The following is a 19,588-nucleotide window of genomic DNA, read 5'->3' on the forward strand; positions in this document are numbered from 1 at the left end:
AACTATAGTTTTCCCGCTTACAGAATTTCTTCAAGTGGAGTATACTTGGCGCCGGCATCTGTTATGAGGCTATCCTCTGTTGTTGAATAAAATTCAACTCCATGTTTCCGTACAAGATCGAAATATGTCTTGAAAGAAAGACGATGATCGGATTTTTCATAATAAGGTGTAGCTGCCAATTTATCATATGGAATCGCCAGCATTTCCAGCTGTGTTTCCAGATCATCAATCTCATGGTCCACTGGATAAGTTCTATTGGCGTGGACTTCGCGTAAATCATTGATAAGCTGTTTTTTTATCTTCCCGTCTTTGCTGTAGTAATGAAGCGAGTTACGTTGTTCAAAACCGATATAGACTACATTCTTTGCACCAAGAATGGCTGCAAGATGCGTTGCGGCAAGAGCTGCGTTATATTTTGTGTATACATACGGTTCCGGTCCGCCCAAGGTTAACGGAAGTTCCTGACAGTCGTCAGGAAGTATTTTACGCTTAAGGGTAAGGACATCATTTTGGAGCGGAAGTTCATAGACTCTGCGGTGATGGATGTAGGTGGATGAATCACCGAGATATTTTTTAGCAATTAGAATTTCAGTAAAATAGGCAGACATAAAATAGGTAATATTGCGCAATCTGTAAAAGACTCGATTCAAAGCAATAGTCGTTAATTTACTAAGTGCAGTCAGCTGCTTAAAGCTCAAATCATTAAAGGAAGGTGCCGCTCCAATCAAAAATATAGTTTCTCCCTTATGACGTCCATTCAACTCAAGAAGTCGATCCAGATTAGATTTCATAATATCTGACATTGTTTCATCCTTAATTATTGATAGTGAGTGTTGACATTTCCAATGCCATGCAGCCTCTTTATTCTCCTTAGCTGAAGCAATTCTGATCACAGACTTGCTATTGCATTTAAAATTCTGTGTTTCCCAGTCCCATCTACTAATAATCGTCCTTGTTTTGACATGAATAACCGTAACTCATATTTATCAATAAGCATTTGCAATCTTTGTATCAAAATACGCTGATTTACCTGAGAATCAGGGGGCGAGGCTAGTATTGCACAATTTCTTTGTGCAAAACCATCCGCGATGGGTTCCTCGTGATCAATTGAGGGGATGGTTATGGTGGGACGGCCTAGCCAAGCGCATTCATAAAGAGTTCCCCCCCCTGCCGTTATGACAATATCCATATCACGCAGCAATTTTAGAAAACCAGGAGGATTGGAATAGATAATGATCCCGGGATCATCAGCAACAATTGACCGAATCTTGTCATGCCCTGAAAATGCCGGCCCGAGGACAATATGCAGCCGTAAATCCGGAAATCGTCCCTTAAGCGTGCCCAGAACTAGAGCGGTCAGGTTTGCAGGGTCTGATCCCCCCATAGTGATCATAACATCCAGCACTTTTTTTTTGATGGAAGCACCTTTCAACATACCGTGGGTCATGAAATATGATGGCCCCATAAGACGGGCTGAAGCGGGTATAGGCGATGGGTATACCATTGAATCGGCTGATATGTTCGCATTGATTAGCATATCAGGAACGCCTGTAACAGCACCCTTGGTGTCAAAAACAATTGATAAAATGCTGTGGGAGCGGCAATAGTCGAATAATAAAGAATAAGGTGTTTCAATCAAGTCACAGATAAGCCGCTCGGGCTGAAAATCATTGCAAATGTCAATCAACGCATCATCGGAATCTTCAGGCAGTGAAACGACATCAAAACCGTGGTCCCTGATAAATTTCTGACCATCTGCGTAAGGCTTCATGACGTATATAACTTCATGCTCTTTACGCAGTTCCTGCGCCATAATCAGAGACCGGACCGCATGGCCCATTGAAACCCCCCAAACTCTGCCCGCATCGACGCGAAATACAGCCCTTACCATTTACCCCACCTTGTCCAGTGTTATTATTTCCCCTTTTGCTATATCGCACTTCAGTTGCGACGACTTGATATCAGTCCATAAATACATGGTTGAATCCACACTGGAAGGAGCCAGGAAATGGACATCTTTGCGTGTAATGGATTCCCCTCTTTTCATATTCCGTGCCGCATATACTCCGCGCCGCTTGAAAAGACGTGGCGGAATTTCCTCTTCAGCTGGTTCTTTTCGTCCATGACCAAGTGCTGATTCGAGTTCGCGAATCTGGTGTTTAAGCTCAGAAAGTTCAGCCGGGTCCATTGAACAAGCCTGATCTGGACCTTCCAATTTCTTATCCAGAGTAAAATGTTTTTCAATCACCTTAGCACCGAGAGCTACTGCCGACAGTGGAATATGGATGCCCTGAGAATGGTCGGAAAAACCTACCGGACATGACAAGATTCCGGCAAGTGTTTGTATGGCCCGAAGGTTCATTGCTTTAGCCGGCGCAGGATAAAGAGAAACACAATGCAGCACTATAGAGTCTGTGTTTCCGGCTTCCTCTACCCAACGAACGGTCCTTAACGTCTCTTCAAGAGTACTCATACCAGATGAAAGTATTGTGGGAAGTCCCAGTTTAGATACAGCCTGAACATGTTCTTTGCAGTCAAAGTCCATCGCTGCCACTTTAATAAGCGGCGGTTTTTGTTTTTTTATAAACTCAAGACTCCCATGATCCTCAGGAGTTGAGAACAGAACTATACCTTTTTTACGTGCCTTGTTCCAAAGATCCAGTTCGTCCTCCCAAGATAGCTGGCAGTCCATGTCTAATTTGTAGCACGGATGACTGGGGTGGAGAAATTCGGGAGTATTAAATGTCTGTATTTTTACAGCATCGGCACCGGAAGACCAAGCCGCATCTATCATTTCCCAAGCCAATTCAGGGTTTCCCATGTGATTGATGCCAACTTCAGCGATAATATAGCAGGGAGCATTACCACCCACCTCGCGTCCGGATATATTTATAATTTTATCTTGCATACTTTTTCTATTGCTTTGTTAATTCTTAGCATAAGCCTCTCCCCTTCCCTCGGGAATGTCGCCGATCTGGGGTGCGAATGGGCGTTGGCAGCAACGGCAGGCGGAATATTTATTCAGCCGGTTCCCGGACATATGAGTTGATCTTAACTCTGCCATAGCCTCTCCGTGCCATATCTCTTTTATTGAGCTCTGCCCTATGTGCCCAATTATATTGGTACCGTCCCAATCCGAAATACACATAGGAACGGACCCGTCGTAAGCCACGGTTATGCGTTGCCACGGATACTGGCAAGAAAAATTATCTTCCTGTTCTGTCACTGTCTTTGAATAATCGTGCAACGGATTGAAGCTAATATTGTCAGTAATAGGGGCAAAATGATCATAATATTCAGAAGAATCCTCTTCAATATATGTCCATATTCCTTGTATCTTAACCAGAGGAAAGCCCTCTGCTTCTTCCTTTATGCGATAAAGAGTGGCAATATTTTCGGTTATTTTATCAAATTTCAGCGGAGAGCGGAGTTTATCATAGTGATGCGCAAGCCCATCAACGGAGACTGTAAGGTAATCAAGCCCAGCTTTAACCAGTTCACGCGAGTATTCCGGTGTAAGGTTACTTCCATTTGTAAGAAATGAAACCTCTTTAATGCCTGTTTCTTTTGCAAAAGCTATCATTTCTATCAGCTGAGGATGAAGTGTACTTTCTCCCCGCCATGAAAGACGGATAGAATAAAGATCATTTTTAGAACATTCATGAATAGCAGAAACGTAAAGATCAAAATCCAAATCACCATGATCCTGATTGGATAGATGGGGCCTGAAGCACATAGGACACTTAAGGTTGCAGCGGGAACTTGCTTCGAAATCTACATGCAGCGGAAAATCAGCTACGTATTGCCATTTGGGATAATTGTACCATTGATAACGGTTAACACAATAATCCTTAAAATGACGTCTTCTTTCTTCCCATAACCGACTTCTTTCATTTGAGTTGAGTGAAAACTGATGGTTATTGATAGCTGTTTGAGGTTTCATTTTGATAGTCCTGCTTTTGCTTGTTCACAATTATTTTTTGTACATAATGTGCATTTTTTTCTGATAGATCTTTGTTCTCCGCCAAAAAAACCAGTATATCTTGAAGTGGTACAACTTCCTCATGATAAAGATTTTCATAAATAGTTCTAGCAACTTCCAAATCTTCTGGATAGTCGACTGTAAGTCTAAGGTCTGATAAATCTTTACCATTTGTTAAGTTGTAGATAGAAAAAATATCCGGGTTGTTCAAAAAGTACGGATTTACATGTTCCCGCGCGTAATCAGTACGGGCTTCCTTCCAGGCCTTGGCCAGTGCGTTCATACGCATGGCCTCCTGATTCAGTCCTATAGGCCATGTCGGAGGATAAAAATTACAAATATAATCCAAATCCCGGTGTGCTTGTAATTCGGAAAGCATAAGACAGGTTATTTCCGGATCAACAAATGGATTATCTGCCGTATACCTGACAATTATGTCTGCGTTTATCTCCATAGCAGCGTTATAGTATCTGTCCAGCAGATTGTGCTCACTACCGCGAAAAACATTTACGCCATATCTTTGCGCCAATTCGACTATTGGCGCGTCCTGAGGCTGATCTGTTGTAGCAATCACAATTGTATCGGCCGGGGATTTTTGAGCCCGCTGAATAATATGGGCAAGCATTGGTCGGCCGACAATGTCCTCAAGTACTTTCCCCGGAAGGCGAGCGGACCCCATTCTGGCTTGAATTATGATTGCAACATGTTCCTGCATTTCCTGTTTCATCTTTCCTCAATTTTATTTACAGCTTGACTTCGGCTTTACGAGTCTGAAAGGACCAATAAAAAGTTCTTCAATGCCTGTAGCATAAAATGTTCGAATAGCTTGAACCGGCGTCATGACAATTGGTTCGTCATTATCGTTGAAGGAGGTATTGAGCACTGAAGCAACTCCTGTCAGCTTTCTGAACTCATCAATCAACTCCCAGTACAGAGGATTCTCCGCGCGGGTTACTGTCTGGATACGGGCGGTATTATCAGCATGGGTGGTTGCGCCGAGCGGATTGTTTTCCATACGCACGTCATAGACCATCTGCATAAATGGGCTGCATTTGCCGGATTGGAAATATTCACTCTGATATTCCGCCAGCACAGCTGGAGCAAAAGGCCTATACCACTCCCGGTGCTTCACCATGGCGTTAATCTTATCTTTCATTTCCGGTTGACGAGGATCAGCAAGAATAGAACGGTTACCCAAAGCACGTTGCCCATACTCCATCCGCCCCTGAAACCAGCCTACCACGCGTCCCTTTGCTATGGACTGCGCCGCAGTCACTGCAGGATTCTCAAGACGTTCGTATTCTATAAGGGAAGCATCGAGAGCCTCTTTAATTTCTTCTTCTGAATATCCCGGCCCCCAGTAGTCATGATCCATGCTGAATGAACGGGGGTTTCCAAGTTCCTGACACCAATGCCACAAACAGGCCCCGAGGGCGCCTCCTCCATCATCGGCACTAGGCTGAACCCAAACATTGTCAAAGTTGGAATCACGTTGCAACAAGCCGTTCATCTTGGAATTCATGAACACACCACCGGCAAGGCAGAGATTATGTTCTCCGGTCATTTCATGAATCCGCGCAGCGGCTTTCAGACCGACCTCCTCTACCCTCTTTTGAAAACTGGCTGCAATATCCTTGTGGCGTTGAGTCAGTTCCTCACCAGCCAGTCGTTCAGGGCCAAGGAACCTTGTAAAGGCCTCGGTATACCTTCTGGGACTCCATAGGTAGTAGCTGAACATATTGAGATCGACTCTGATCTGGCCGGTCTCATTGTCAAAATCAAGCATCTTGGCAAAAGCTTCATAATAGGTAGGCTTGCCATATGCAGCCAGCCCCATCACTTTCCATTCATCGGAGTTTGCCCTGTATCCTAAGAACTGTGTCACAGCGGCATAAACAGCCCCTATAGAATGAGGAAATTTAGTTGCCCCCAGACGCTCAATCCGATTACCCGCTCCACGCCAGAAGGCATGGGTATGGTCATCGCCATAGGCATCCATGGTCATTATCGCCGCTGATTCGAACGGAGAAGCAAAGAATGCGGCACATGCATGACACTCATGGTGGGGCGCAAAGGTAATCGACAAATCCGCATCCGGCAGTACAAGCCTCTGCTGGATTTGCTTAATGCGTTTGTTGCCAGGTTCTCCGGAGACGTGTCTCAGCAATTGGTTGGGAACATAATGTAAAAAATTTCTGTGTTCCCGTTGAGCTCTCGGTGAGAATTGAGGTTCAAGCTCGTGGCCGGGGTTCCATGCAAAAACAACCTGATCGACCTGCTTGATGTCTATATCCGCTTCTTGCAGACAGTATGAAACGGCATCAAGTGGAAATTTGTCAGAAAATTTGATCCGGTCAAACCTCTCCTGTCTGGCTGCAGCCACCAACTCTCCGTCACGCATCAAAGCTGCTGCGGAATTTGAATCATTCAATCCAAGAATATAGTAGGCCATGTTACCTCATCAATATTTTACGGACCTCTGGTCCGTGGTTGAACAGTGCATCCAGAGTGGACAAGTGCGACGTGAACCCCGAAACGTGTTGCTCGTAATACGGAGGTTCGTAAGTCAGCCATTCAATATTTATTCCTTTTTTATCAAAATCGTCCAAAGAAAGATAGCGTCGCCCAAAAGGGCCGCATAGATATTCGGTCGCACCGATTTTAGCACAGAGATCAAGTATGAGATTAGAAGCTTTGGGCGCGGAATCAAGCGGTGGAGCCAACAATTCAGACGAAAAAATCAGAGGAGTGCTTATATTCAGTTCGTCCCGTATCAAACTGATAAAAGCCATATTCAGATCTATCAGCCTATTGTTGTCAAAATTATGGAGGATAAAATCAATCTTAGCGTAAAGAGAGTTGAAATAGCGTGTCCGATGATACGAATGACGCAATGTTTCAAGAAATTTTTTCCGCCAGGAACAAGTATTATCAATTTCTACTTCATTTATGGACTGCAGATATTTGCCTTTGGATAACACCGGCACGCTCAACCATTTTGATTTGCCTGAAGAAATAAGGATTTTGTTTCTGTTTTCAAAATACCGCTTCTTGAATTGGACGTGATCAAGAACAACGTAAACGTCAGCAAGTGCCATTTTATGGAAATATCCCATCCATGGCATAAATTCAGGTTGATGTATTGCTAATTTCATTTTCTAAAACTATTACGCCTGCTACGGCAACGTTATGTTCTAAATCAATTACGCATTCTGACTCAGAATCGACTTGATCCCCAAGTACACTCAAACACATCATTAAATATCTAAATTTTATAGTTTTTGGAAGATTAATTTTACAATAAATCACTCCTAGGCGCAAGCAGAAGAGCCCCAAAGACTTTCAGCATGTACTATGCCAAAAAAAACACACACCTCTAGATATCTTCCTAAATTTAGGATTGATCCGATGATATCTATCTGGTACTTATTTAAAACAAAATTTAACATTAAGCCCAAGATTGAAAAAGGTAACAATTCAATTTCATTGTCACTCTATACATACAATATAATTTAACATTATAGATCAGACATGCCCTTTTGTAGTTTAAAAATATGAGAAATATATGAAGATACTAGCTATTGGCGCTCACTTTGATGATGTTGAACTGGGATGCGGCGGCACTTTGTTCAAACATAGTGAGGCTGGAGATGAAATACATATTTTGGTGGTCACCCATTCCGGATACTCTGACGACACGAACCATACACGGTCCGCAGAAGATGCTCTACAGGAAGGAAAAGAGGCGGCAAAAATGATTGGAGCCACCCTGCATACTCTAAATAAGGAAACTCTAGTCTTAGCTCCTTCAGAACACCTTGTGCATAATATCTATGAGATTGTGGCAAAAATTAATCCTGACCGTGTATATTGTCACCGCCCAAATGATTATCATTCCGATCATGCCAGCGTAGGCTTCGCCTCTTTACGCGCAACCCGCCGTTGCCCGGAAGTTTTTTGTTACCGTTCAAGCTGGTATATTCTTGATGAGCCTCAGGATGATAATTGCTTTATCGATATTTCAGACTACGTAGAACAAAAATGTACTCTGGTTAAAATTTTCAAATCCGAATTGGAAAAAGTAAACTACAGCTGGCTGGAATTCGTACAAGCTCAAAACCATGCAGCTGGGCTAAAAATAGGCGTAAAGAGTGCTGAGACCTACAGGGTCATCAAGATAGTACAGTAACAAAAAACCTATTTCCAATAGCTGGCAACAACATATCAAAAGAAAATCTATGGACACCAAACTATCTAATACAATTGTAGTTTTTGGCATGCATCGTTCAGGAACTTCCTGCATAGCGAATATTTTAAACGAAATGGGAGTCCGATATTGCACAGACGATGATAAAGCTGTCGCTGCTGCTGAAAACCGCAGAGGATTCTGGGAACATCCCTTGGCCCGTTGTGCATGCGACACCCTGCTTCAAGGTTCAGGCAATGACTGGTGGGCTGTGCGCGACTTTAATACTGACAGCATCCCAAGACTAGCAAAAGCACAAGCACGTGAAGATGTTGCAAATCTGGTCAAGCTGCTGAACACAGGAGGAAATTGGCTGGTCAAGGAACCCCGACTTTGCCTTGTCTACCCGGCATGGGCAGACCTTATACCAAATCCTGTAGGACTGATGGTCTGGCGCGATCCTATCGAGGTAGCCCTATCCTTACGTAAACGAAACGGCTTCAGTCTGGATTTCGGAATTGCACTATGGGAACTTTACACCAAAAGCGCATTCCGAGTTGCTGCGGATATGCCCCTAGTCATTGTTTCCTTCAATGAACTGCTGGCCACCCCTGAGAAGGTTGTCGCCCAGCTATCACAAGATTTCAGGAACATCGGGGTGCAGGGAATTGAGCCGGGGACGGCAGCATCTGCTATTGATATGAAGCTTATCCATTCCTCAGCCAATAAGAACATGCACTGCCTGCTGCCAAATGCTGTGCTGGAAATGATTAAAGCCCTTAAGGCCAAAGAGATTAACTCGCCCGTACTTCGTTCCGAACTTTCTACTGAATCGGCACTCCGACTGGAAGATATGGAATCTCGCGAGTCAACGCGAATGACAATGCAGGCGCAAATGACTTCAGTTCGCAAACTTGAAGATGAAGTCCGCCGTGGCAGAGATCTCCATGCAAGGGAAAAGGAAGCCATGGATCGCTTTGCTAAAGAAGTCAGAAGAGTTGATCTCATGCATAGGATGCTCGACCACAGACTTAAGGAACTGAAAGAACTTGAAAAAAAGATCACAGACAAATTGCAGGGCAACTAATATAAAACTGCTATAAATCACAAAAAAATGCATAACTATCTACAGTAAACCATAACGGTAATTAATCCTTTCGGAGTTTTTAATGGATTCAACAGCACCACTTGCACCGTGCAATATCTGTGGCAGTAGTGATTTTGGCTTAGGTCCGATCGGCCGTCTTTCTAATACAAAGAGACTCCCCGTCTGCAAAAAGTGCGGGGCTCTTGAACGCCATAGAATTATCAGAAAGATATTCAACCTAATCCCTCAGGAACTTATTAGGGGACGAAAGGCCATACAGTTCAGTCATGATGATTCATTGGATCACTCTCAATTCGCAACTTACATTGTTTCAGAATATGGCAAACAATATAGTCTCGACATTCAAAATACCTTTCTTCCCGACGGAATTTTTGACTGGGTAATTTCAAACCATGTTATCAACTTTGTACCAGATGATATTGCTGCCATAAAAGAAATGGCTAGAATTGCCGGAGAGCACGGAATAATATTACTGACTGTCGGTGGATCTAACAGTCGATATGGAACTACACGCTACAATTCCCCGACAGGACACCATAACGCTTACTATGTGTACGGCAGTGATTTTGGAGACAGGCTAAAGGAGTCTGTACCTGATTGTTCCATTCTGGAGTTAGTAGCAACAGACCCGTCCACGGGCACACTGGACATTGTATATTTGTACTCCAGAGACTGGGGGGCATTACGTAAAATTGCGACTGTTGCTGCTCCGAAAAATATTTATGCCCGTTTGACTCCTCCCAGCAAGTTTAGAAATGCAACCGCTGATGCACCGGTATGGGCTGAATTGGAACGAGAATTAAAACTCTGGCAGGACATGGGCCGAACTCCGAAAATGTGGATTCGAGACGACGATGTATCGCGTGTCCGTCCATCTCTGGAGGCGCTTTGGAATGTTTGCGACAAACATAACACGCCGCTGTCTCTGGCTGTAATACCTTCTAAATGCAAAGAAAAGCTTCGTAGCTGGGTGATGGAGCGTCCTCAAATTACTGTTCTGCAGCATGGATTCGACCACTCCAATCATGCCACCGAAAATGAAATTGAAAATGACGGCAAATCTGAATTCCCTGACTCCCTTCCAAGCGAACTGGCTTTAAAACAGATACGGACTGGGCGACTTATAATTGAGAAACAATTTAGCGCACGATTCTCCCCGATATTTGTTCCACCATGGGGCAACTGCTCTGAAGAAATCATCCAGAAACTGCCTTCGCTCGGGTTTCAAGGAAACAGTTCCGACGGCCTGCGCGGTTCTGCAACACAGCACGGTTTACAATTCGCTAATACCCATATAGGTCTGCCCACTTCAACAGGTTCCAGTTGGGGACTGCACGAACATGAATTCATTTTAAAGCTGACCAAGGTACTGGGATACATTCGCAATAGTGAAACGGACCCTGACGAAGCCTTGGGAATCAATACTCACAACGCAGGTATGTCTGATCGTGATTTGGACTTTTTAGACCATCTAATCGATTTCACATTAAAACGTGGAGTCAAATGGATAAATATAAATGATGCTGCAGGATTAGTATAGAAACAGCAGGAGAAAATATCAAAAAGAGCTACTGTCTTAGCGGAATCCAGAGATATCAAGAAATTAACAGAAGCATCTAATAAATTGGTGGCAGCGCAAACATCATGTCAGCATATTTTGAAATTTTTATATTTAGCTCATCTTTTACTCACCTTTTTGGGTGACTAAAAGATGATATAAGAGAAAAGAATGGGTATTAAACACCCGAAATAACATACACCGGATATTATCCCGTAGCCTCCGGAGCTGAAGGCCACAGGTTCGAATCCTGTATTGCCCGCCAATTATTTCAATAGGTTACAGTGAAAAGGTGAGTAAAATTAACAAATTCTACTCACCTTTTTGCTAGCCAAATTTTCAAGCCTGTTCGGATGAACAGGCTTATTTTATGACTTCTTAAGGGTTCCGGCCTTTCCGCAAGAACTGAAAACGACTCTGAAACATAGCCTATTGCCCCTGCAAATGCTGAAGGGTCTAAGCTCAATCCCTCCGTAGATTACTCTGGAGATTGCAGACTGATATATGACCGCATCCGTGGAACACGGACGGTAATACCATTGAGACTTCCCAGGCCATAGACATTTCTGTTGAAACAGCACCTAAGCTTGTTATCGCTCAAGTCTACATGGAATTTTTTTTTGGGGAATAACTAAGACGATTGAGTCTCAAGCAACATAAGTTGACAACCCAAGAAGCTTGTACTCAGATTTGTGGCCAAAATCTGACAGACTTACTGATACCTATCACTTTGCTTGCGCCCAAAAGGAATACCCAGCTTTTTCAGGCGGCTACGCAGGGTGCTGGGATTGATTCCCAGCAATTCGGCGGCACCGCCTTTGCCGTGGATGCGCCCCCTTGCCGCAAGCAGGGCTTTTTCCAGATGCTGACGGGTATTCTCCTGCAAGGAAAATCCATCTGTCATGTTGTGCGGAATACAGATTTGCTTTGCTTCGGGAAGAATGAGTGCCGTATTGTCAGAGATGGCAGCCATTCTCTGCTGCGCCCCGGCATACCCGATGGATAAATCAATCCTGAAATCCCTTCCCGCACTGAGGATCATTGAACGCTGTAGACAATTTTCCAGTTCGCGGACATTGCCCGGCCAGTCGTGGCTAAGGAGAAGGCTTTGGTCTGCCGTACTTATTGCCGGGACCGCAAGGAATCCGTGTTCCAAAGCAATATTACCGAGCAGATTTTCCGCAAGGGACAGAATATCCTCCTTGCGCTCACGCAGCGGCGGAACTTCAACCCGGATGCAATTCAGGCGGTAGAATAAATCCTGCCGGAAGCGACCTTCCCAGCACATCTGCTCTAGATCGCAGTTGGTGGCAGCCACAACCCGGAAATCCAAAAATCTTTGCTTCCCGTCACCTACCCTGCGGATAGTTTTGGTCTGGAGAACCTGCAAAAGCCTGGTCTGCATGTTCAAGGGCAGTTCACCGATCTCATCAAGAAAAATGGTACCCTTGTCAGCCTGCTCAAAGAACCCGGCCCTATCTTCCATGGCCCCGGTAAAGGCCCCTTTACGGTGGCCGAAAAACTCGGATTCGATCAGGCTTTCGGGGATACTTCCGCAGTTTACGTGTACGAAGGGCTTTTTCCGTTTTGAAGAAAGATCATGCACATGTTTGGCGAACACATCCTTACCTACCCCGGTCTCCCCGGTCAGAAGTATTGTGCTGTTGGTAGGCGCAGCAGCGTTAAGGACGCTGTACACGGGACGCATTACACTGGAATCGCAAACAATATGTGTAGCATGAGGATTGCCCGGAAGAAAATTTCTACGCGGCCATATCTTAAGTTCATCAAGTCTTCTGGCCAGATTAAGGGCGATTGGGACGCGAATCTTCATCAGCAGGTCAAGGGTGGCTTCGGAAAGATGCGGACGGGCGGAATGAAAAGCCAGCATGCCGATATGCTCACCATCCAGCCGGACCCGGAATTCATAAAAGGAATGGTTGGTGGGGATGTGCGAGTCAAGGGTTACCGCAAGGGCAGGAAAATCATTCAGGCGCGGAAGCATGTTCATTTCCCGGCGTTCATCAGAAAGGAGATAACCGTGAAGTTTTTCGCAGGCGGGCTGGGTATAATTCAGATCATGGCTCTCTGAACTGTCAGCATAAGCCAGATTGTAAACTTTTCTGACTTCCCTGGCGTGGTGGCCCAGAAAAACACCTTCAACATCTGTATGAGACTTAAGCAGACGTTGCAGCTCATAAAGAGCTGTCGACAAATTCTGGGTCGAGCATACCTTCTCGACTATTGTTTCAAAAAGCCCGTCTTTCATAATTTATCCCACATAATGTAGTTTTGACTGCCTTACCTAGCCTACTAAAGTGCGTCAACGGTTTTATAATGCGAAATAACACATTGAATTGTGAACAATTGCAATCCAATTGCGACATTTCGCAATTCATACTTCTGGACTATTGCATTAGCTATTATTTACAGCCACTTACAAATTGGAACAGCCTTTGCTGATAAGCACGAAATCTTGTTCGTGCCCCAGGCACGCAACTATTACTATTACATCCTTGGAGGAGGGTTATGAGTAAGAAGACTGTTCAAAACAACAAGCCCAAAGGCATGCGCCGCCGCGACGTGCTCAAAGCGGCCGGCCTTGCGGCCGGATCGGTCCTGCTGTCACAGGTTTCCGTAGATAAAGCTGAAGCATCTGCTTCCAAAGACAGCGACTGGGACCGCGAATTCGACGTCATTATCGCAGGCAGCGGTTTTGCCGGATGTGCAGCGGCCATCGCAGCCAGAAGGGAAGGTGCTTCCACTCTGGTTATCGAAAAAATGCCTGTATTCGGCGGCAACTCCGCCATCAACGGCGGAGCCATGGCTGTGGCCGGATCTCCTTTGCAGAAAGAAAAAGGCATTGAAGACAGCGTGGAACTGATGACCGCCGACATGCTCAAAGGAGGACGCGGCACCAACCACGTGGACCTGCTGCGCGTTGTCTGCGCCGGTACTGTCGAAGCTTTTGAGATGACCAAAGAATTCGGCGTACAGTGGAAAGATGTGCTCCTGCAATTCGGCGGACACTCGGTACAGCGTACCTGCCAGACCGTAAACTTCACCGGCGGCGACATCACCATTCCGCTCATGGAAGGCGGGATCAAGCTCGGAGCCATCTTTAAAAACCGCTGCAAACTCGAAGAAATACTCACCGACGACAAAGGGGAAATTGTCGGCGTGGTTGTTCGCGAGGGTTACTACTTCCCGGACGAGAACTCCGGCAAACTGCGCAGATACAAAATCAACAGGGGATTTGTAGCCTGCACCGGCGGTTTCGGATACGACCTGCCCTACCGCAAAATGCAGAACCCAACCCTTGATGAAAGCGTCGGTTGCACCAACCACACCGGAGCAACTGCTGAATCTTTTCACGCCCTGCTGGCAGTCAACGCCGCCCCGGTCAACACCGCCTGTTTCCAGCTAGGTCCGTGGGCATCACCTGATGAAGATGGTTTCGGTTACGCACCGCAGTTCAACCAGCAGGCAGCATTCCCTTACGGTATCATGGTCGATATCCGCGACGGCAAACGCTTCGTCAATGAAAACGCCGACCGTAAAACCCGTGCCGATGCCCAGCTCAAGCACTGCAAAACCCCGGAAGGTGAAATCTTTTATCCCGTAGCATTCTGCTCCGAACCGGGTATCGTTAAATCACCCACCATCAAACACGGCCTTAAGGAAGGCGTGGCCTGGAAATTCAACTCCCTTGAAGAACTGGCCTCCTTTTTCGGCATCCCACTGGAACCGCTCAAGGCTCAGGTCAAACGTTTCAAATCCTTTGTCGCTAAAGGCAAAGATGATGAATTCGGCAAACCCATCTTTGAATTCGACCGCGCACTCTACCTTGATAAACCGCCTTTCTACGCCATGCGTGCGTGGCCCAAGGTTCATTTCTGTCAGGGCGGAGTAAACATCAACACCAAGGCCGAAGTGACCCACATGGGAACAGGGCAGCCCATTCCCAAGCTTTACGCTGCCGGGGAAATTACCGGAGGTATCCACGGAGAGAGCCGTCTCGGAAGCTGCGCCATTGCAGAAACACTGGTCATGGGAACCATTGCCGGTAAAAACGCGGCCCGCAATAGAGCCTAGCAAAAGGGGAATGAAGACATGAAACGTATTGCTATAATTACTGTATTGCTGGCTGTAGTCGGCTGCTGGGGAATCATGACCGCCGGAGCCGGGTCCAATGAAGCAGCCAAGGGGCCCAACGGTGAAACCGTGGAACTGGTGGGTTACAATCCTTCTGCCGCAGCGCAACTGGCTGAAGCCACACGCATGATGCTCGGGGAAAAACCTCTCAAGGATTATCACAGAAAAATCCATCAGGACGGCACCAACTGCGAACTTTGCCACTCCGGTCAAGCGCCAACCTCTCCTCCGGACGACACCAACTGCATCCGCTGCCACGGCACCCCGGAACAGATGGCTCAGGTAACCTCCAAACTGGAACGCAACCCGCACGATGCTCCCCACTACGGAACCTACATGCCTTGTACAACCTGCCATAAAGAGCACCAGCCCTCAAAAGTGCTCTGCGCAGATTGTCATAGTTTCAAATTTGAAAACTTCAAGAAGTAGGTTGTGGAGCATCTTTGTTCCGCACTGGAGGCTACAGTGAAAAAATCAATATTATACTTAATGACCCTGCTCATGCTCTGCGCCCTGCCGCTACAGGGTGCGTGGGCAGAGGGGCATGCGGCGGAAGGGGCCGATAATGCGCCGGAAGCCGTGGCTGTCATCAAAGAGTCGGCCCCGGTCTTCCCTGAAGAATTGCGTAAGGACAGATGTTTGAGCTGCCACGCAACCCAGGATCTGCGTCCTGTCACCGAACGCGGTGCCGGTCTTGAAATCCTTATTTCCGACCATGCATACGATCGCAGCGTGCACGGTAATATGGATTGCGTGGTCTGCCACGCTCCCAATGCAAAAATGGGCGACTTCAAGGATATCCCGCATGATATCAAGCGTGAAGCCCTGCCCTCCTGCATGAACTGCCATGACAAGAGCTTTGACCATATCCGCACCCAGATGGGCAAAAGCGTCCACTTTCAGAAACAGGGCAACAAAATAACCTGTACTGACTGCCACAATCCGCACACCCAGCAGAAAGTGACTGAGATGGATTCCTACGCAGGTTCAGTTGCCGAGAGCAACAAGGTCTGCGTGGATTGTCACACCAGTGCCATCCGCTACAAGGATATCTCCGGAAGAGCCGTGTACACCCAGAACCTCTCCCATGAGTTCCTGCCTAAGCGTGATCTGCACTTCGCCAGCGTGCGTTGCGTTGAGTGCCACACCCCGGCAGACACTGACGCACAGGTGCATGCAATCCTGCCCAAGGAAAAATCCCTGCGCAATTGTGAAGCCTGCCATACTGAAAATGAATCCATGCTCATTACCCGCATCAAGAGCTACACTGATAAACAGATGGGCGGCGGTTCCTATCTGAATAAAGGATTCTTTGACGATAAAGAACTGATCGGAAAAATGCTCAAGGCGAATATCAACCCCGATGACAACGGTCCGCTCGTCACCCGGATCGTAAGCAGAGATGAAATCGTCAGCGCATTCGGCAGTACCTACGTTCCCGGTCTCGGTCAGACCGCAGGTTGGGACGGTCGGGCCAATCTGTTCCTGCTCGGAGTTCTGCTACTCCTCTTCATTCACGGAACTCTGCGCTTTACCAGCCGCAGCAAGAACAAAAGTGCCGGTCCTGAAGTGGCAGGGGAAATCATCTACCCCCTGACCGTCAGGATTATGCACTGGACTAACGCCGTTCTCTTCCTAATCCTTATGGTCACCGGATTCAGCGTCCACTATCCCGGAGCGGTCTTAAGCCTGCCCATGGAATTCAGCGTGGAACTGCATAATGCGGCAGGTGTACTGATCAGCATTCACTTTGTGCTATTCCTCTCCTACCTGCTGCTCACTGGCGAAATCGGTCAGTACCTGCCGCTGGGCAGAAAAGCGGTAGATGGATTCTGGGCCCAGATGGACTACTACACCAAGGGGATCTTCCAAGGTGCAGAAAAGCCACATCATCCCAGCAAGGAGCAGCGCATGAACCCGGTACAGCAGCTGACCTACCTGCTGATTTATTGCGGCGGCATGCTCGCCATGGTCGGCAGCGGACTCTGCCTGCTGGTTCCTGAACTGGCAGCACGGTTCCTGCCCGAAGCAACCACCAGAGGACTGGCCTCAGTGCACTACATTCTGGCGGTGGCTTATGTGGCCTTCCTCATGCTGCATGTCTACATGACCACAACCGGAAAACATGTCCGTTCCATGATCAAAGGAATGATCACCGGGCACCATTACGAATAAAAAACCTCCATAAAGTGGTCCCTGCCCTTCGGGGCGGGGGCCGCAACACTTTACTACTTTCAACTGACAAACTATCTTCTTTCCAATGGAGGATCCTATGAATTCAAAATTTCTAGTTCTGGCTGCCATCGTGACAATGCTGATCACATTCACCAAGAATCACGCCTATGCCGAAGATGCAATCCTTGCCGGATACACCCCCGGAGCGGAGGTCATGGACCCGGCAATCACCCGCCCGCAGATCGATGCCATTGACGGAGTTGTCTACTCCCAGATTTTCCGCACCACCGGGGTGCGCCAGCTTGAAATGTCCCTGCTCATCCCGCGTACCAGTGAATTAAAGCCCGCCATCATCTTTTTCCCCGGTGGCGGCTTCAAAGCCGCAGATAACGGTAAATACTGCGAACTGCGCATGGATCTGGCTGAAGCCGGATATGTGGTCGCTTCGGCAGAATACCGGGTCGTACCCGACAAATTTCCCGCGCTGGTGGAAGACGGCAAGTCCGCAGTGCGTTACCTGCGTGAACATGCGCAGGAACTTAATATCGACCCTTCACGCATCGGGGTGCTCGGCAACTCCGCAGGCGGCTATCTGGCCCAGATGGTCGGGCTGACCAACGGTGAAAAAGATTTCGACAAAGGGCGTTTTCTGGACAAATCCTCGGACGTACAGGCAGCAGCAACCATCTTCGGCATCTCCAACCTGATGACAATCGGGGAAGGCTTCCCGGATAAAATCAAAAAAGTACACGAGTCACCGGCCGTAACCGAAGCCCTGCTGGTTCACGGCCCCGCTTTCGCCTCCTTTACCGGGGCCTCAATCATGAGTGATCCAGAAAAAGCCATGTACGCCAGCCCCATGGGTCACGTAAAAGGTAAAAAACCACCTTTCCTGATCATGCACGGCAGCGGGGACACCCTTGTTTCCCCTCACCAAAGCGAGCAGCTTTATCTGGCCCTCAAAAAAGAAAACAACAAGGCCGATTACGTCCTGCTCAAAGGAGCGCAACACGGAGCACTGGTCTGGTTTCAGAAACCGGTTATCGACAAGGTTGTGGACTGGTTTAAGGAAAATCTAGGACTACCGGTGAAGGGTAAGGTCGGAACTGTCGACGAAAACGCCGATTTATAAAAATAACGTTAGCCATATAAATCCACAAAAAAAGGAAGGCGGCCCTCCTCCGGGCCGCCTTCCGTGGATTGAAAATGCTCAAAAAATACGGTTACTGATCATGCAAGGATACTTATTTACATTTTTCACCCAAAAAACACGCGAACACGAAGGAATTCCTTTAGCCGACTGGATTGTTGAACAAGCAAAAAAAATCGGAGTCCGCGGGGCGACCCTTTTTTCCGGCAAAGAAGGGTTCGGTCATGACGGCCGCTTTCATTCCGGCAATTATTTTGATTTTGAAGACCCGCCGCAACTGGTCACCATGGCCCTCAGCGAAAATGAATGCGACAGACTGATGGCCGCCATGCAAGCGGCAGAAGTCAATATTTTCTATACCAAATCTAAAGCTGAATTCGGCTTTACATTTGACGGTTAAGCCCATCTCTCCCTTAGGCTGACCATCTTAATGGCTGTGGAGTTTTAGCCAGCTTCACAGCCGCATTTTTTATCTCTACTAGTTAAATTAAAAAGGAAATTCATATGATAGGTCCGTACATCAACGGAGCAGCACTGCTTTGCGGCAGTGTTGCCGGGGCACTTATCGGCCCGAAACTTAACGCGAATATCCGTAACCGCATGCCTATGGTCTTCGGTTGTGCTTCCATGGGGCTCGGCGTGGCGATGATCGTCAAGGTCAAACTGCTGGCCCCGGTTATGCTGGCTCTTGTAGTCGGCTCGCTTTTAGGCGAAATTATTGAGCTGGAAAACCTGATCCAGAAAGCAGCCAACAAAGCACGCATCGTAATAGAAAAACTGACCCGCCCTTCCGGCGACATCAGTCAGGAAGAATTCCTTGATAAATTCGTAGCCCTGTTGGTCCTTTTCTGTTTGAGCGGAACCGGAATTTACGGTTCCATGAGTGAAGGCATGACCGGAGACCCGACCCTGCTCATCGTCAAATCCATCCTCGATCTATTCACCGCCCCTATCTTCGCCTCGACCATGGGCTTTACCGTGGGCGTTCTGGTCCTGCCCCAATTTGCAATACAAACCCTGCTCTTTCTGGGGGCAACACTGATCCTGCCGCTGACAACCCCGGACATGCTGGCCGATTTTTCTTCCTGCGGCGGAATCCTCATGCTCGCCACCGGTTTTCGAATCTGCGGGATAAAACAATTTCCGGTCGCCAACATGATTCCGGCCCTGTTTCTGGTTATGCCCCTGTCATATCTCTGGGCAATATATTTCTAAATTACGATCAACCAGCCAAAATCTATGATCAAATAATTCAAAAATATAATTCAAGCACA

Annotated in this window: 17 protein-coding genes; 9 read left to right on the plus strand and 8 right to left on the minus strand. The window is 47.1% G+C overall.

Annotated features, from left to right (window positions below):
- Window positions 1-17: 17 nt before the first annotated feature.
- From ACNI29_RS17950 to ACNI29_RS17980, 7 genes are all read right to left on the minus strand, one after another.
- Window positions 18-803, minus strand: a complete 786-nt coding sequence (locus tag ACNI29_RS17950) for a hypothetical protein (protein ID WP_419779734.1) — start codon at window positions 801-803, stop codon at window positions 18-20.
- 86 nt (window positions 804-889) lie between these two features.
- Window positions 890-1,891, minus strand: coding sequence for a PseG/SpsG family protein (locus tag ACNI29_RS17955; RefSeq protein WP_419779735.1), 1,002 nt, complete (start codon window positions 1,889-1,891; stop codon window positions 890-892).
- Entirely contained in the window at window positions 1,892-2,908 is a 1,017-nt protein-coding gene (locus ACNI29_RS17960; RefSeq protein WP_419779736.1) for an N-acetylneuraminate synthase family protein, read from the minus strand.
- 18 nt (window positions 2,909-2,926) lie between these two features.
- Entirely contained in the window at window positions 2,927-3,943 is a 1,017-nt protein-coding gene (locus ACNI29_RS17965) for a radical SAM/SPASM domain-containing protein (protein WP_419779737.1), read from the minus strand.
- Window positions 3,918-4,709: a cytidylyltransferase domain-containing protein gene (locus ACNI29_RS17970; RefSeq protein WP_419779738.1), complete on the minus strand. Its 792-nt coding sequence runs from the start codon at window positions 4,707-4,709 to the stop codon at window positions 3,918-3,920. Before ACNI29_RS17970 ends, ACNI29_RS17965 begins: the two co-directional genes overlap by 26 nt.
- Before the next feature lie 12 nt (window positions 4,710-4,721).
- Window positions 4,722-6,434 carry a carbamoyltransferase family protein gene (locus tag ACNI29_RS17975; RefSeq protein WP_419779739.1) on the minus strand — a complete coding sequence of 571 codons (1,713 nt, stop codon included), beginning with the start codon at window positions 6,432-6,434 and terminating at the stop codon, window positions 4,722-4,724.
- Window position 6,435: 1 nt separating this feature from the next.
- Window positions 6,436-7,137, minus strand: coding sequence for a WbqC family protein (locus ACNI29_RS17980; RefSeq protein WP_419779740.1), 702 nt, complete (start codon window positions 7,135-7,137; stop codon window positions 6,436-6,438).
- A 410-nt stretch (window positions 7,138-7,547) separates the two neighbouring features.
- Between ACNI29_RS17980 and ACNI29_RS17985 the strand changes: the two genes are divergently transcribed.
- The 3 genes from ACNI29_RS17985 to ACNI29_RS17995 all read left to right on the plus strand — a co-directional run bounded on the left by ACNI29_RS17985 (window position 7,548) and on the right by ACNI29_RS17995 (window position 10,816).
- Window positions 7,548-8,171: a PIG-L deacetylase family protein gene (locus tag ACNI29_RS17985; protein ID WP_419779741.1), complete on the plus strand. Its 624-nt coding sequence runs from the start codon at window positions 7,548-7,550 to the stop codon at window positions 8,169-8,171.
- Window positions 8,172-8,220: 49 nt separating this feature from the next.
- Window positions 8,221-9,255, plus strand: a complete 1,035-nt coding sequence (locus tag ACNI29_RS17990; RefSeq protein ID WP_419779742.1) for a hypothetical protein — start codon at window positions 8,221-8,223, stop codon at window positions 9,253-9,255.
- 82 nt (window positions 9,256-9,337) lie between these two features.
- Window positions 9,338-10,816 (plus strand): methyltransferase domain-containing protein, encoded by a 1,479-nt coding sequence (locus tag ACNI29_RS17995; protein ID WP_419779743.1) that lies wholly within the window; start codon window positions 9,338-9,340, stop codon window positions 10,814-10,816.
- A 730-nt stretch (window positions 10,817-11,546) separates the two neighbouring features.
- On the opposite strand, the gene ACNI29_RS18000 is transcribed toward ACNI29_RS17995, so the two are convergent.
- Window positions 11,547-13,103, minus strand: a complete 1,557-nt coding sequence (locus ACNI29_RS18000; RefSeq protein WP_419779744.1) for a sigma-54 interaction domain-containing protein — start codon at window positions 13,101-13,103, stop codon at window positions 11,547-11,549.
- A 260-nt stretch (window positions 13,104-13,363) separates the two neighbouring features.
- On the opposite strand from ACNI29_RS18000, the gene ACNI29_RS18005 reads away from it, so the two are divergent.
- The 6 genes from ACNI29_RS18005 to ACNI29_RS18030 all read left to right on the plus strand — a co-directional run bounded on the left by ACNI29_RS18005 (window position 13,364) and on the right by ACNI29_RS18030 (window position 19,529).
- Window positions 13,364-14,929, plus strand: coding sequence for a flavocytochrome c (locus tag ACNI29_RS18005; RefSeq protein ID WP_419779745.1), 1,566 nt, complete (start codon window positions 13,364-13,366; stop codon window positions 14,927-14,929).
- A gap of 18 nt (window positions 14,930-14,947) precedes the next feature.
- Window positions 14,948-15,418 carry a cytochrome c3 family protein gene (locus tag ACNI29_RS18010; protein WP_419779746.1) on the plus strand — a complete coding sequence of 157 codons (471 nt, stop codon included), beginning with the start codon at window positions 14,948-14,950 and terminating at the stop codon, window positions 15,416-15,418.
- 36 nt (window positions 15,419-15,454) lie between these two features.
- Window positions 15,455-17,164: a cytochrome b/b6 domain-containing protein gene (locus ACNI29_RS18015; protein ID WP_419779747.1), complete on the plus strand. Its 1,710-nt coding sequence runs from the start codon at window positions 15,455-15,457 to the stop codon at window positions 17,162-17,164.
- A 97-nt stretch (window positions 17,165-17,261) separates the two neighbouring features.
- Window positions 17,262-18,296, plus strand: a complete 1,035-nt coding sequence (locus ACNI29_RS18020; protein WP_419779748.1) for an alpha/beta hydrolase fold domain-containing protein — start codon at window positions 17,262-17,264, stop codon at window positions 18,294-18,296.
- A gap of 100 nt (window positions 18,297-18,396) precedes the next feature.
- On the plus strand, window positions 18,397-18,714 hold the full coding sequence (locus ACNI29_RS18025) for a DUF190 domain-containing protein (protein WP_419779749.1): 318 nt from the start codon (window positions 18,397-18,399) through the stop codon (window positions 18,712-18,714).
- A gap of 104 nt (window positions 18,715-18,818) precedes the next feature.
- Window positions 18,819-19,529, plus strand: a complete 711-nt coding sequence (locus ACNI29_RS18030; protein WP_419779750.1) for a DUF554 domain-containing protein — start codon at window positions 18,819-18,821, stop codon at window positions 19,527-19,529.
- Window positions 19,530-19,588: the final 59 nt, after the last annotated feature.

Origin of the sequence: Maridesulfovibrio spiralis (SeqCode), from assembly GCF_048571135.1 — a bacterium.
Lineage (GTDB): Bacteria > Desulfobacterota > Desulfovibrionia > Desulfovibrionales > Desulfovibrionaceae > Maridesulfovibrio > Maridesulfovibrio spiralis.